Source organism: Thermostilla marina, from assembly GCF_054657455.1.
Map to the genome: position 1 here is coordinate 3,305,391 of NZ_BAAHYR010000001.1, position 13,758 is coordinate 3,319,148.

Annotated in this window: 12 protein-coding genes; 9 read left to right on the plus strand and 3 right to left on the minus strand. The window is 58.1% G+C overall.

What is annotated here, in order from left to right:
- The first annotated feature begins 26 nt into the window (after positions 1 to 26).
- The 8 genes from ACYQ2I_RS12085 (at position 27) to ACYQ2I_RS12120 (ending at position 8,355) form a co-directional block, all read left to right on the plus strand.
- Positions 27 to 1,295: a quinol:electron acceptor oxidoreductase subunit ActD gene (locus tag ACYQ2I_RS12085; RefSeq protein WP_460167273.1), complete on the plus strand. Its 1,269-nt coding sequence runs from the start codon at positions 27 to 29 to the stop codon at positions 1,293 to 1,295.
- 21 nt (positions 1,296 to 1,316) lie between these two features.
- Positions 1,317 to 2,564, plus strand: a complete 1,248-nt coding sequence (locus tag ACYQ2I_RS12090; protein ID WP_460167274.1) for a quinol:cytochrome C oxidoreductase — start codon at positions 1,317 to 1,319, stop codon at positions 2,562 to 2,564.
- Positions 2,565 to 2,670: 106 nt separating this feature from the next.
- Positions 2,671 to 3,087, plus strand: coding sequence for a hypothetical protein (locus tag ACYQ2I_RS12095; protein WP_460167275.1), 417 nt, complete (start codon positions 2,671 to 2,673; stop codon positions 3,085 to 3,087).
- A gap of 4 nt (positions 3,088 to 3,091) precedes the next feature.
- Entirely contained in the window at positions 3,092 to 4,081 is a 990-nt protein-coding gene (locus ACYQ2I_RS12100) for an SCO family protein (protein WP_460167276.1), read from the plus strand.
- A 46-nt stretch (positions 4,082 to 4,127) separates the two neighbouring features.
- Positions 4,128 to 5,093, plus strand: a complete 966-nt coding sequence (coxB, locus tag ACYQ2I_RS12105; protein WP_460167277.1) for a cytochrome c oxidase subunit II — start codon at positions 4,128 to 4,130, stop codon at positions 5,091 to 5,093.
- 74 nt (positions 5,094 to 5,167) lie between these two features.
- Positions 5,168 to 7,108 (plus strand): cytochrome c oxidase subunit I, encoded by a 1,941-nt coding sequence (locus ACYQ2I_RS12110; RefSeq protein ID WP_460167278.1) that lies wholly within the window; start codon positions 5,168 to 5,170, stop codon positions 7,106 to 7,108.
- A gap of 61 nt (positions 7,109 to 7,169) precedes the next feature.
- Positions 7,170 to 7,976: a cytochrome c oxidase subunit 3 family protein gene (locus tag ACYQ2I_RS12115; RefSeq protein ID WP_460167279.1), complete on the plus strand. Its 807-nt coding sequence runs from the start codon at positions 7,170 to 7,172 to the stop codon at positions 7,974 to 7,976.
- A 28-nt stretch (positions 7,977 to 8,004) separates the two neighbouring features.
- Positions 8,005 to 8,355 (plus strand): cytochrome C oxidase subunit IV family protein, encoded by a 351-nt coding sequence (locus ACYQ2I_RS12120; protein WP_460167280.1) that lies wholly within the window; start codon positions 8,005 to 8,007, stop codon positions 8,353 to 8,355.
- A gap of 116 nt (positions 8,356 to 8,471) precedes the next feature.
- Here ACYQ2I_RS12120 and ACYQ2I_RS12125 read toward each other — a convergent pair whose 3' ends face one another.
- Entirely contained in the window at positions 8,472 to 9,476 is a 1,005-nt protein-coding gene (locus ACYQ2I_RS12125) for an aldo/keto reductase (protein WP_460167281.1), read from the minus strand.
- 307 nt (positions 9,477 to 9,783) lie between these two features.
- Here ACYQ2I_RS12125 and ACYQ2I_RS12130 point away from each other — a divergent pair, with 307 nt between their 5' ends.
- On the plus strand, positions 9,784 to 10,548 hold the full coding sequence (locus ACYQ2I_RS12130; RefSeq protein ID WP_460167282.1) for a hypothetical protein: 765 nt from the start codon (positions 9,784 to 9,786) through the stop codon (positions 10,546 to 10,548).
- 33 nt (positions 10,549 to 10,581) lie between these two features.
- On the opposite strand, the gene ACYQ2I_RS12135 is transcribed toward ACYQ2I_RS12130, so the two are convergent.
- A complete protein-coding gene (locus ACYQ2I_RS12135) occupies positions 10,582 to 11,715 on the minus strand; it encodes a protein-glutamate methylesterase/protein-glutamine glutaminase (protein WP_460167283.1) in 1,134 nt (377 codons plus the stop codon).
- A 270-nt stretch (positions 11,716 to 11,985) separates the two neighbouring features.
- Positions 11,986 to 13,734, minus strand: coding sequence for a glycosyltransferase family 39 protein (locus ACYQ2I_RS12140; protein ID WP_460167284.1), 1,749 nt, complete (start codon positions 13,732 to 13,734; stop codon positions 11,986 to 11,988).
- Between the last annotated feature and the right edge of the window lie 24 nt (positions 13,735 to 13,758).

Sequence of the window (13,758 nt, forward strand, 5' to 3'; positions counted from 1 at the left end):
GACCTGAACGGTCGAAACGAAGCGATATGAGCGACAAACCATTGTCGGAACAAGAAACGACGGAAGTCATTGCAGGAATCGTCGCCCGATTCGACGGCCCGGCTGAATTGAAAAAAGCCGCCGTTGCCGTGCGGAAGGAAGGATTTCGGCGTTGGGATTGCCACAGTCCCTATCCCGTCCACGGATTGGAAAAAGCGATGGGCGTTCCGCGTACCATCTTGCCGTGGCTGGTGGCCGGCGCCGGTTTTACGGGAGCAGCGGCCGCGCTGCTGTTGCAATGGTGGACGAATGCCGTCGATTATCCGTACCTGATCAGCGGCAAGCCCTTTTTCAGTTTACCGGCCAACATTCCCGTCACGTTCGAGTTGATCGTCCTGTTTGCGGCGCTGACATCGTTTTTCGGGGTTCTCGGGTTGAATATGTTGCCCCACTTCACCCACCCCGTGTTCGCAGCCAAAAACTTCGTTCGCGCGACCGACGACGGGTTCTTCGTATCGGTCGAGGCGAGCGATCCGAAGTTCGATCCGGTGGCGACCGAATCGTTCTTACGATCGATCGGGGCCGTTGAAATCGAATTGTGTCGTGTGCCGACGGCCGATCGGCGATTTCCCAAGGGTTTGTATTGGGCCGTTGCCGTCCTCGCCTGCTTGGCACTGCTTCCGCCTTTGTTCGTGGCATTGGCCCGACAACACACTCCCAGCCGGCCGCAGACCAAACCGCGAATCCACATCATCAAAGACATGGACTTCCAACCGAAGTTCAAAACACAAACTCCCAACCCGCTGTTCGCCGACGGCCGTACGATGCGTCCGCCGGTGGAAGGCACGTTGCCTTTCGGTGCCCTCGATGCACTTCCCAAAGATGCCGACGGCAAGCCGATTCCCAAACCGTTGTGGGAGGATGGCCGGCTTGGAGATGATTTCGCGACGCAATTTCCGATCCCGGTCGATGAAAAACTCATGCAACGTGGACGCGAGCGGTACGACGTGTACTGTGCCACCTGTCACGGTATCACCGGCGAGGGTGCCCCCTACGACGGCATGACGTCGCGTCGCGCGCGGGAACGCGGCGAGCCGGCTTGGGTTCCTCCCGCCAATCTGACCGGTAACGCCGTCGCCTCACAACCGGTCGGCAAACTCGTAAACACCATCGCCAATGGGGTAATTCGTCAAGGCAAACACACGATGCCGGGATACGCGGCGCAGATCCCACCGGAGGATCGATGGGCGATCGTGCTCTACCTGCGGGCACTCCAACGCACCGTTCATCCCGAACCCAAGACCGATGCACAGTAATCGCCCGGAATCGTGGGCCTCATGGGACGACTCATGAACGACCATCAACAATCGAAACAAACGAAAGCGTCTGCGGGGACAACCCAGGAACCTCGCACAAACGGCCGTTTGGCCCCGCTCTTGGCGTTGGGCGGGTTGGCCGCCGTCGTCGCAGCGTTCTTCGTCGGCTTGACGTATCGCGACAACCTCGCCTACTTCTTCCACTCGTATTTGACGCAGTTCGCGTTCTTTTTGAGCCTGTCATTGGGCGGGTTGGCCTTCGTTTTGATCCAACACGTTTCTCGCGCGGGCTGGAGCGTCACGGCCAGACGGGCTGCCGAGATAACAGCGGCTAACATGCCGATTTTGGCTATCTTGTTTCTGCCGATCATCGTTCCGGTCTTGCTGGGAAGCACGTCTCTGTTTCCGTGGACCGATCCCGAACGCGTCGCCGAAAGTCATCTGCTGGAGCACAAGCAACCGTATCTCAACGTCCCGTTTTTTGCAGTGCGCGCCGTCGTTTGCCTGGCCGCGTGGTGGCTGATCGCCCGGTTTTATTTCCGTACGAGCGTCGAACAAGATCGATTGGCCGATTCGGCATTGACATCGCGAATGGAACGTTTCAGCGGTCCCGCGATTCTCGTCTTTGCAGCAACGGTCACCATTGCCGCGATTGATTGGCTGATGTCGTTGTCGCCGGAATGGTTCAGCACGATCTTCGGCTTGTACTATTTCTCCGGGGCTATCGTGGGCGGTATCGCCTTCCAAATTCTCGTTTTGTTCTTGTGGCAGCGGCGAGGGTTGATCGGCAACGAAGTGACCGTCGAACATTACCACGATCTCGGTAAGCTGCTTTTCGGGTTCGTCATCTTTTGGGGGTACATCGCATTTTCACAGTACATGCTGATCTGGTACGCCAACATCCCCGAAGAAACACAGTGGTACCTACCGCGTCAATCGGGCCCCTGGGTGTGGGTATCCCTTGCGCTACTGTTTGGACACCTGATCTTACCGTTTTTGGGGCTGCTCGCGCGAGCTCCGAAACGTATCCCTGCCGTGCTGGCGGCTTGGGCTGTTTGGCTTTTGGTATTCCACTGGCTCGATGTGTACTACCTGGTCATGCCCAGTTTGGAGTATCCGACGTTGCCGTTCGGCATTGTCGATGTGCTGTTGATTCTCGGACTCGGAGCCATTTACGTGGCGGGACTAATCCGCATTGCCTCCGGCATCGCCCCCGTACCGCAAGGTGATCCGCGAACCGAAGAGGCTTTGGCTTTCGAAAACATTTGACGCGACGAAACACCCCGTGACGAGGTTGTTTCGCGATGAAGGCAGCTAGCGATCAGCTAGCCGTACCATAAAGATGCAAAACGAGATTCGATCGACCGTATCCGATATGAATGACGAACAAAGCACAGTCCAACCTTCGACCGATCTGAACACCTCGACGATCGCCTTGCTGGGATTCGTCGGTGCGATCTTGATTTTCGCAATCATCGTCGCATTGATGGTGCTTTACTATCACGACATGCAAAAGTACGATCAGCGCAAGATGACGGCCCCGGCCGAGGAATGGTCGACCGTCAAAGCCGAACAGGAAACTCGTTTGCGTACGGCGTTGCCTCCCGGACCGGACTTACCGGACGGCCGCCTTTCGATCGAAGAAGCGATACGGAAAACGCTCGATGCCGGTGATGCCGCCGCACCGCTGGTACCGCCGCCCCCCGTGGAAACCGCGATGCCGGACGACGATGCCGCCGAAAAGCCGGCTGCGGACTCGGCCGGCGGTGATGTCCCACGAACCGCAGAGTGACGCAATGACCGGAACGCCATACCTCCGACCTGACCGAACGATCGGCTATCGCAACACGGTATTCCGCGCCGTCACGTGGATGGCGGGGGGCTTATTGTGTTGGTTTGCCGTCCAACCGGTCCTTGCGGAAAACGCACAACGAGCCGAATCGGCGCCCGATGTATTAAAAGACGTCACCGTTGTCGAGCATTTGAACGTCACGTTGCCCGGCGATCTCGAGTTTACCGACACCCACGGCCGTCGCGTGAAACTTTCGCAGTATTTCGACGGCCGGCGTCCGGTGATCCTGACGATGAACTACTCGAATTGCCCAAAGCTGTGCCATCTTCAGCTCAACGGGCTTTTCGAGGGCCTGGAAACACTGGGTTGGCAGATGGGCGATCGCTACCGGATGGTGACGGTGAGCATCAATCCGGAGGAACCGTACACACGGGCGGCCGATACGAAACAAAAGTACATCGAAACGTACAACCGGCCCGATGCTGAAGACGGCTGGGCGTTCTTGACCGGTTCTGAAGAAAACATTCGTCGGCTCGCCGACGTGATCGGTTTTGGGTACGCCTACGATCCGGTAGGAAAGCAGTACGTCCACGCTGCGGTCATCATGGTGTGTACCCCCGACGGACGCGTCTCACGCTATTTGTACGGAATTGAATACCCTGCACAAGACTTGCGTCTGGCACTGCTGGAAGCCAGCGACGGCAAGATCGGCACGACCACCGATCGGATATTGATGTTTTGCTTCCATTACGATGCATCTCGCGGAAAATACGGCTTGGCAGCCTTTCGCTTGATGCAAGCGGCGGGAGCCGCCACGGTGGTCGTTTTGGGCGCCTTCCTGGGAACGTATTGGCTTCGCGAACGGCGCAAATCGGCCCGGCAAAAGGATTCCGCAAGCGAAGGTACCGAAGGTTCTCCACCGTTTGAGGCGCCGGAAACGTTGCCGTCGACGGTATCCGAGAAAAAACCGGCAGGCGATACCGAATCGCATTGAAACCGTCGATGACACTCGCATTTTCCCGCATATGAAGGTGGCGAGGATGTGGAATTTCCCCATTGCACAAACCGGCGGCGTGTTTTGGCTTCCGCCTCCGGATTCGACGACCGCCCCACTCGTCGATTACGTTTTCAATTTCCTGTTCGGCGTCTCGATATTCTTTTTCGCGCTGATCGTGTTTTTGATGACGCTGTTCGTCATCCGGTATCGGCGCCGTCCCGGTCGCGAATCGCCGGAAAAGGCTCCGAGCCACAGCACGGCCTTGGAGATTTTCTGGTCGGTGATTCCGCTATGTATCGTCGTCTACGTTTTCGTCGTCGGCTATCGTGGATACATCGAAATGCGGGAGCCGCCCCCGAATTGCTATGAGATTCGGGTCACGGCTCAAAAATGGAAATGGTTTTTTACCTATCCGAACGGTTACGTCGACGAAAACCTGCACGTGCCGGTCGATCGGCCGATTCGGCTGGTCATGACCAGCCGTGACGTGATTCACAGCCTTTTCATCCCGGCGTTCCGCGTCAAAATGGACGCCGTCCCCGGGCGTTACACGAGCACGTGGTTCCAATCGGTCAAACCCTCGGAATACGACCTGCTGTGTGCCGAGTATTGCGGCGACGGCCACTCGGCCATGCTGGCCAAGGTGATCGTCCACAAACCCGGCGAATTCGAGAAGTGGCTGGAAGAATCGGCCAACGTCCTGAAAAACAAATCGCCGGTAGAGGCGGGAGAATACTACTACAACCGCATGGGCTGCGTTCAGTGCCACTCGATCGACGGTTCCCGCAAGGTCGGTCCCAGCTTTCTCGGCATTTGGGGGGAAACAGTTCAATTCACCGACGGCACCTCGGCCGTTGTGGACGAAAACTATGTTCGCGAGTCGATTCTCGATCCTTCGGCGAAGGTCGTCGCGGGTTACCCGGATCAAATGTCGGCCTACAAGGGAATCATCACCGAAGACCAGATCTACGTGATCATTGAATACATCAAATCACTCAAGCACGAGTAGGTCGGCACGGATTCAGTCGCTCCGCGCTCGTCCCGAAACATTTTGACGTTTACGATCCACGGCAAGAGATACACATGGCACAGGATCATTCGACAACCCAATCGTCCCAAGACAACTATTTGACGCATACCCGCGGATTTCTGTCCTGGGCGTTCACCCTCGATCATAAACGGATCGGGGTTATGTACCTGGTCGGTATTCTCGCCTCGTTGTTCCTCGGCGGCCTGTTCGCCCTGGTCATACGAACACATCTGGCCGAGCCCGCTCTCAAGTTCTCCCCCCAGGCAAGCGTGGGCGTCGAGGATAGCACGGAATCCACGCCCGGTACGGCGGACGATGCCGGTGCCGACCAAGAATCGGCGGCATCCGCTTCCGCAAGCACCTCAGATGTGACCGACAACGCGGCGGGCACGGATTCGGACGACTCCGCCCAAGCCGGCAAATCGACCGACGAAGACGCGGCGCGCGATCTATCGACGGACGTGACCGCGCCGGCGGCTGCTACGTTGGGCCAAGACCGCTCACACGAAGATGAGTATTTCATCACCGCCCGCCAGTACAACCACGTGTTCACATTGCACGGGGCCGTGATGATCTTTCTGTTCATCATCCCGGGAATTCCGGCTGCCTTGGGCAACTTTGTCATTCCCTTGATGCTCGGCGCCAAAGATGTCGCGTTCCCGCGTCTAAACCTTGCCAGCTTCCACCTGTGGGTGTTCGGCTTGATCTTTTTCGTCGTCGTTTTGGCGACCGGCGGCTTGGAAACCGGCTGGACCTTTTACACACCGTACAGCACGACGACGAATTCCGCGGTGCTGACGGCGGCGTTGGGCGCATTTATCCTGGGGTTCAGCTCAATCTTTACCGGCATCAACTTCATCACCACGATCCATACCCTGCGCCCTAAGGGAATGACGTGGTTCAAGATGCCGCTCACCTTGTGGGCGTTGTACGCCACGGCCATCATTCAGGTGTTGGCCACGCCGGTGTTGGGCATCACGCTGCTACTGGTCGGTGCCGAGAAGCTTCTGGGCCTGGGAATCTTCGATCCGGAACTCGGCGGCGATCCGATCTTGTTTCAACACTTCTTCTGGTTCTATTCACACCCCGCCGTGTACATCATGATCCTGCCCGGCATGGGCGTGATCAGCGAATTGGTGTCTACCTTCAGCCGCAAACATATTTTCGGGTACAAGTTCATCGCGTACTCGAGTGTGGCCATCGCGCTGTTGGGTTTCTTCGTTTGGGGGCACCACATGTTCACCAGCGGACAGTCGGTGCTGGCGAGCATCATTTTTAGCGCCCTGACGTTCAGTGTGTCGATTCCATCGGCAATCAAAGTATTCAACTGGTTGGCCACGATGTACAAAGGGGCGATTCACCTTGCCACCCCGATGTGCTACGCCTTGATGTTCATCTTTCTGTTCGGCATCGGCGGTCTGACGGGCTTGTTCCTGGGGACGTTGGCAACCGACGTTCATCTCCACGATACGTACTTCGTCGTCGCTCACTTTCACTATGTGATGTTCGGCGGCACGTTGGTCGCTTTCTTAGGCGGCCTGCACTACTGGTGGCCGAAAATGACCGGCAAGATGTTCAACGACACGGCCGGTCGGATCGCCGCTCTGTGCGTTTTCGTCGGAATCAACCTCACGTTCTTTCCCCAGTTTTTGTTGGGCACCCGAGGAATGCCCCGGCGCTATTACGACTACGCCGAGCTGCTGAAAACCCATCCGGAATACGCTCCGCTCAACATTATGTCGACGATCGGAGCATATTTGACGGCCATCGGCCTGCTGTTGACGCTGCTCTACCTGTTGCACTCCTTATGGAAAGGCAAGCAAGCCCCGGCCAACCCCTGGGGAAGCAACTCGCTGGAATGGCACTGCCCGTCGCCTCCGCCGCACGACAACTTTCCGAAGCCGCCGGAATTGCCTGAAGATTTCGATCCGTACGACTATTCGAAGCTCGAGTACGATCCTGCAATCGGCGGTTACGTGGAAAAGACAGGGTAATCGAGACGACACCTCGCCGACACGATTTTGAACAAATCGTCACACCTCAATCGAGTGGCCTATGATGACCGAAAGCTCATCGACTTCCGTTTGTGATGCTACCGCCGATCACGAAACGCATCCCGCGTTCCTGGCACATCATTTCGAATCGCCGCGGCAGCAATTCGAGGCCGGGAAGCTCGGAACGTGGATCTTTCTGATCAGCGAGATCCTCTTTTTCAGCGGGTTGTTTTGCGCGTACACCGTCTATCGGTCGAATCATCCCGAGATTTTCATCTATGCTCATCAGTTTCTCGACAAGAATCTCGGGGCGCTCAATACCGTGGTGCTGATCTTCAGCAGCTTCACGATGGCCTTGGCGGTTCGCTACGCGCAACTGGGAAAACAAAAAGCCTTGGTAACGTGTTTGGCGATCACCTTGGCGTGCGCATTCGTTTTCCTGGGCGTGAAGTACGTCGAATACCAGCAGAAATGGAAGCACGGCTTGCTGTGGGCGAGCCGGTACCATCCTACGGTGCACGCGGATGAAGGTCACGACGACGCTTCCGAAGGTGCCCACGCGCCCGCCTCCGACACCCCGGAAGAGAAAAGCGGTCAGACCGGTGATAACTCACCCGAAGCTGAAATGGGCGGCGACGAAGGTCCTCGGAACGCCGGTATCTTCTTCAGCATCTACTTTGTCATGACCGGGCTACACGGGCTACACGTGCTCGGCGGAATGGGCGCCATCGCGTGGTTGCTCGTGCGGGCATCCAAAGGCGTGTTCGGGCCGCAGTATTTCGGACCGGTCGACTACGTCGGCCTGTATTGGCACTTAGTCGATCTGATTTGGATCTTCCTGTTCCCCTTGCTCTACTTGATCCATTGATACCGCAGCCTCCCACCGGTGGAGTTCGATGATGATGCAACCCCAATCCCACGACGAACACGGCAACGGAATCGGCCACGTCGTTCCGCTCAAAGTGCTTGTAGGCGTGTTTTTGGCACTCCTCGTGTTGACCTTTCTCACGTTGGCTGCAACGTGGGTCGATTTGGGCGAACTGAATTTGCTCGTAGCATTGGGAATTGCCACGGCAAAAGCGGCCTTGGTCGCTCTGTTCTTCATGCATCTACGATACGACCACCCGTTCAACGCAGTGCTGTTCGTAGCAGGATTGATCTTCCTTACCGCTTTTCTGGCAATCACGACGCTCGATACGCACCAGTATCAACCCGATGTCGAGGCTGCCGTCGAAAATCCGTTGTAAACGCGTCCGGCCACACGTGCACGGTCGCTCACCATTCCGGCGAGCGACCGTGGAGTGCCTTCTCCTTCTTTCCTGCAACAACCATCAGCGTGTCAGCCGAGCAGTGAGAACTCAACTCAGCGGTCCTTTCCGACGCGCAAGATCATCCACTGCGGATACGGTAACCAGTGAAAACTCGCCTCGTCGAGTTGCTGCATGTCGTCGTCGGTTAGTTCCAGTTCGGCAGCCGCCAAGTTTTGTTTCAACTGGTCCATACGCCGGGCCCCTACAATCACCGACGTCACGCGCGGTTTCCGCAACAACCAGGCCAAAGCCACAGCGGCCATCGGAACGTCGTGTCGCCCGGCCACTTCTTCGAGCGTCGCCAAGATCGTCGCGAGGCGTTTTTCATCGACCGGCAGAAAGCCTCCCATCGGTCCGCTCAACCGCGAATCGCTCGGCGGTTCGGCGCCCGGCCGATGCTTGCCGGTGAGCAGTCCACCGGCCAGCGGACTCCACGCGAGAATCGACAAGTTCCGGTCGTCGCACATGGGAACGATCTCGGTTTCGATATCACGGTGCAACAGGTTGTACAAGCCCTGGTAAGACTGGAACGCGACATAATGGTGCTTGTCGGATATCCACAGGGCTTTCATCATGTGCCACGCGGCATAGTTGGAAGCCCCGATGTATCGCACTTTTCCCCAACGCACCAGGTCGTCGAGCGCCCGCAGCGTTTCTTCGAGCGGCGTGAGGTGGTCCCATAGATGGACTTGGTAGAGGTCGATGTAGTCCGTCTTGAGACGCCGCAGCGACGCATCGACCGAATTCAGGATATGATGTCGACTCAAGCCGACGTGATTCGGATCGCCGCTCATCCGCATGCGTACTTTGGTCGCTAAGATCACGTCCTTGCGGCGACTTCCCAAAGCTTTTCCTAACAACTCTTCGGATTGCCCGTACGCATAAACGTCGGCGGTATCGAAGAAGTTGATTCCGGCATCCAACGCGGCGTGCACCATTTCGGTCACCTCGCGTTCGCCGAGGTTTCCGACCCCCCACTGGTTGTCGCCGAAGGTCATGGTCCCCAGGCACAATTTGGAAACGTACACGCCCGTGTTACCCAATAGACGCATTTCCATGGATTCTTGCTCCTCGATCGGTCATGGCCGAATTCGGTTTCCCTCTTGACACTCCAATGTTCGTTGCTCGCGTGTTCCCCTCTTTCCGGGAGGGCATTTCGTATTGTGGCGGGACCGGTACGAGTGTCAACCGACCGCACGCCGCACGACGCCGTGCCGACGGCCGGCTCGATAACATTCGTGGACGCCGTGTTTTGCTTGACCGTCGACGATGTAAAGTGTTATATTCAGGGCACTTACCGTGCTCGGCACCTTCGAGAAATCGCATGGAGCGAAAGGCCTGTCTCAGGCAACGGAGGGTAGCCGCATGTTGGACACACTCGGAATCGTGGACGTGTGTTTCGAGTCGAACGCCGAGCTCTCGCGGGTTACGCGACAGGTAGGGGGGAAATCTGTTCTCGAATGGGTCGTCCGCCGCGCAACAGAGGCCCAGCAATTCGACGGGGTTATCGTTCTCGCCCGCAATGCTGCGCAGAAAGAACACCTAAAGCGCCATGTGCCGTTGGACGTACCGCTATACGCGGCTACCGCCGACGACGTCTTAAGCTGTTGGGCAGAAACCTTGGCCGAGTTTCCGTGCCGCGCTGCAGTCCGAATTCCGCCGTTCTCGCCGTTGATCGATCCCACACTGTTGGACCGTCTCGTCGTCGAAGCTTCCTCCCGCCGATCGGAAAAGCCCGACTACATCGGGTTCATGCTGAAATGTGGAAAACCGGCAACTTTTTCGGCCTCACCGGTCTTCGGCGAGTGGTTTCTCCCCAGGGCAATTCACAAGGCGGCACGTTCGGCGAAAGGAAAATATCGCCATGATCCCACGCTCTACATCATTTCGCGTCCCAAGCAGTTTCGGCTCGAATGGCTGCCCTGCCCGACGGAGATCGACCGCGACGACGTCCGCCTGACACTGGAGGGTGACGAGGATCGCGAACACATCGAGGTCATCTTCGATGTGCTGGGCCCCGATTGCGATTGGCATCGAATCATCGAGTTGCTCGACTGCTCGCCGAGCTTGCGCAAAAAAATGGCCCAGTTAAACCACAAGAAGGCCGCCGAGAACCTCGTTGAACGCTAGGCAAAGTTTTTCTCGGCCCACGCGTACGGCAATTCAGTGCGCCGCAGCCGGCGACGGCAGCCAACGCGTATGCACGAAATGCGTGATAACGCGCGCTCCGTCATAAAGACCAAACTGCTTGTCGACATGCCCCTCGACGAAGGCAACCTTATTCATACCGTACACGTCGGAGGAAGCCTCGTCTTGCCCCAAGACGTAACCGCCGGCCGCCCGGATCGCGCCGCAACCATCGGCACCGTCACGCCCCATTCCGGTCATAATCACGCCCAGAGTATTTCGTCCGAACACGGCAGCCGCCGACTTCATGAGCACGTCGGCCGATGGTTTGTGTCCGGAAACGGGCTCCGAGTTCGATAGTCTCACGCGGGCGGAACCGGGACGCCCTCGCACAAGCATATGGTAGGCCCCGGGTGCGATGTAGACATGATTCGGCTTGAGGACATCCCCCTCGGCCCCTTCGCGAATCGTCAATTGCGATCGCGAGTCAAGACGCCATGCCAAGGGCTTGGTAAATTGGGCGGGCATGTGCTGCACGACGAGAATCGGCGGCATCGGCGGTTTGAGGGCTTCGAACAACACGCCCAAGGCCGGCGGACCACCGGTCGAGATTCCCAACGCAATACATTTGTCGGCAAGAAGCCGCTCTGCCTCACCTGACGGGGTTGAACGAGCCGGTGTGGTCGGCGTCCCCCCCGCCCGAGCAGGCGCCGCCGTCGGTCGATTGCGACGACGTTTTCGGATTTCCAGAATTCGTCGCACATTCGACCCGGCTGCCAAACGCACTTTCCGGACCAATTCGTCGCCCAACACGCGCTCGGCCGCAGCCCCTCGATCCGGCTTGGCAACGTAGTCGACCGCACCGCGATCCAGAGCATCCATCGTGATCGTCGCGCCGGCGTGCGTCAACGAGCTGACCATGACCACCGGTGTCGGCTTTTTGGCCAGCAACTCGTCAAGCGTTTGCAACCCGTCCATGCCGGGCATTTGTATGTCGAGCGTGATCACGTCGGGCGACAATGCCAAACACGCCGCGATGGCCTTCCGTCCGTCGGCTGCCGTTCCGACAACTTCGATATCCGGTGCCTTGGCCAGGTAATCCGAGATCATCTGGCGCATGACCATCGAATCGTCGACGACCAATACCCGGATCTTCCGTCGCGTCCTCACGAGTCGACTCCTTGCGAAGCGATCAAGCAGATGACAGAGCGGCCGCTTCCGCGAGCGAATGCGGCAAGATGCTCCCGCCGGGCGATCCCCCGGCCGCCAATCTCAGGTGGGCTGATCAAGTGTAGCTTGCGGCCAAAGGTCGCATTGGCAACAATGGCATCCTTCGCATTCTCCGCGCATCCCCCCAACAGCAGGACGGAACGATTCTATCGGTCAAGCCGGGGGGAGAACGACACTCTTCGGCACGTGACACCCCACTGTCAAGGGGCTCTAGTCACGTCGTTCCGGAACCGAATCGCCCGCAAGTCGCCATATTCGCTCGCATTCACCTCGGGAGAACACCCGAATCAACGGTACCTCGTCAAGTCCGAGCGCCTTAGCGCCCGTCGCACCCAATCGTTTTTCCCAAGCGGCTCGCCCCTGAAAGAACAATACGCGGTCCAACCGACTCCACGCGCTGGGGCGATGCTGAACGACGTACCACTGAGTATCGTCCCGCATTCCCAACACCGGCTCGAAATTGAAACGCCCCCAATTGCGAAGTAGTCGCAGGTTGTCCGGCGGCGCCGCGGCGAAACCGACCGTCGCGTCGGTCGGCGTGTGGGCGTCGAGCCACTCGAATGTTCGGTCATCAAGCGAATCCCAATAATATGTCGGCTCCATCCCGCACCTCGTTGCCCCCGGCAATCCGCCGATAAGCAAGTTGTAGTGCGACAGCCACGAAGGTGCATATACGATCATCGGCACCATGCCCCCGGCAAGCATCGCCACCATGCCGAGTCGGAAGAGTCGCCGCTGCCGAAACCGTCCCGCTGTAGACCAAATTGCATCGAAGCCGACACCGGCCAGAAGTGCCGCAAAGATGAAGCTCGGCAGAAAGAGGCGAATTCCGTCGTGGGGCGGAACACCGGGAATCGCGCGAATCACGACCAATATCCCCCAATTCGCAACAAGAACGGCAATCAACTCGTTCTTGACCAGGCCCGGCAAATCTCGGCCGCTTTCGGTGGCTCTCTCGGCATACCGCCGCAACCGGCCGAACGCCCATGTGCCCCATTGCGCGACGGCCCACCCGAAACACACCAACGTGCCCGCCGGTAGGGCAATCGCCGTCCACACGAGTCCGTTATACCACGGCAACGGATAATCCAAGTTGTACAAACGCCCGAAGAACATCGTCGAAATGTTGAGTCCTCCGAGATCTCTTCGGTGTGAATTCATCCACAAGAATCGCCCAATCCCATCCATCGGCGAAAACCAAATAGGCGGATTCACGGCGACAAACACCAGCAGGGCCGTCGCCACACCGAACAAATAGCGCCCCCAAAGCTTTCTTTCGTACGTAAGTGCGACGAACGCGAACGCCGCGGGAGCCACCCACCCCGTGGCTTTACAGCTCATCGTCAGCCCCAAGAACACGCCCCAGCCACCCCATTTGATCCATTCAGGCGAGCGATGAGGAAAAGCGCACCATGCCAGCAACCAACATGCCGTCAATGGCCCGTCGAACGAAGCAAAATGGGCGTGGGCAAACATTCGCGGAAAGAGAACAATGGCCGCCGTCGCCGCACATGCGGCTCGGCTACCAAATCGTTTGTCCATTTTTCGAAACGCCCATCCGACCGCAATCGCGAAAAGCAACATCGGTCCCCAGCGCCAACGTGTCAACGGGTCGAACGTGGACGGCGCGACAAGGTGGCCGAGCGCGATGACAAGTCCGTAGAACGCAGGATGGCCCTCCCGCTGAATCGTATAAGGCCAATGTTGCAGGACGGTTTCGCGAGAAAACGCCTGAGAAAGCGGCACACCGGCGGCCACCGATCGAAGCCACGATTCGACGGCCGCGGCCCTGTCGATGGCATTTCCTTCGTCCCAGGCCATCGGCAACATGCGCGACGTAGCGATGAGCGTTCCGAAAACGGCGACCGCAACGAGCCAGGGAATCAGCTGCCGTCGAAGTGCTGCCGAAAACCGAACGCACCGGACCGTCTTTCGCTTGTCGCTTACTTCCCGGATCATGGCCCTATTATAGATCGGGCCGGA

Excerpts from the sequence above, each read along its gene's own strand:
- ACYQ2I_RS12085 (WP_460167273.1), top strand. The coding sequence starts at position 27 with ATGAGCGACAAACCATTGTCGGAACAAGAAACGACGGAAGTCATTGCA.
- ACYQ2I_RS12090 (WP_460167274.1), top strand. The coding sequence starts at position 1,317 with ATGGGACGACTCATGAACGACCATCAACAATCGAAACAAACGAAAGCG.
- ACYQ2I_RS12095 (WP_460167275.1), top strand. The coding sequence starts at position 2,671 with ATGAATGACGAACAAAGCACAGTCCAACCTTCGACCGATCTGAACACC.
- ACYQ2I_RS12100 (WP_460167276.1), top strand. The coding sequence starts at position 3,092 with ATGACCGGAACGCCATACCTCCGACCTGACCGAACGATCGGCTATCGC.
- coxB (WP_460167277.1), top strand. The coding sequence starts at position 4,128 with ATGTGGAATTTCCCCATTGCACAAACCGGCGGCGTGTTTTGGCTTCCG.
- ACYQ2I_RS12110 (WP_460167278.1), top strand. The coding sequence starts at position 5,168 with ATGGCACAGGATCATTCGACAACCCAATCGTCCCAAGACAACTATTTG.
- ACYQ2I_RS12115 (WP_460167279.1), top strand. The coding sequence starts at position 7,170 with ATGATGACCGAAAGCTCATCGACTTCCGTTTGTGATGCTACCGCCGAT.
- ACYQ2I_RS12120 (WP_460167280.1), top strand. The coding sequence starts at position 8,005 with ATGATGATGCAACCCCAATCCCACGACGAACACGGCAACGGAATCGGC.
- ACYQ2I_RS12125 (WP_460167281.1), bottom strand. The coding sequence starts at position 9,476 with ATGGAAATGCGTCTATTGGGTAACACGGGCGTGTACGTTTCCAAATTG.
- ACYQ2I_RS12130 (WP_460167282.1), top strand. The coding sequence starts at position 9,784 with ATGTTGGACACACTCGGAATCGTGGACGTGTGTTTCGAGTCGAACGCC.
- ACYQ2I_RS12140 (WP_460167284.1), bottom strand. The coding sequence starts at position 13,734 with ATGATCCGGGAAGTAAGCGACAAGCGAAAGACGGTCCGGTGCGTTCGG.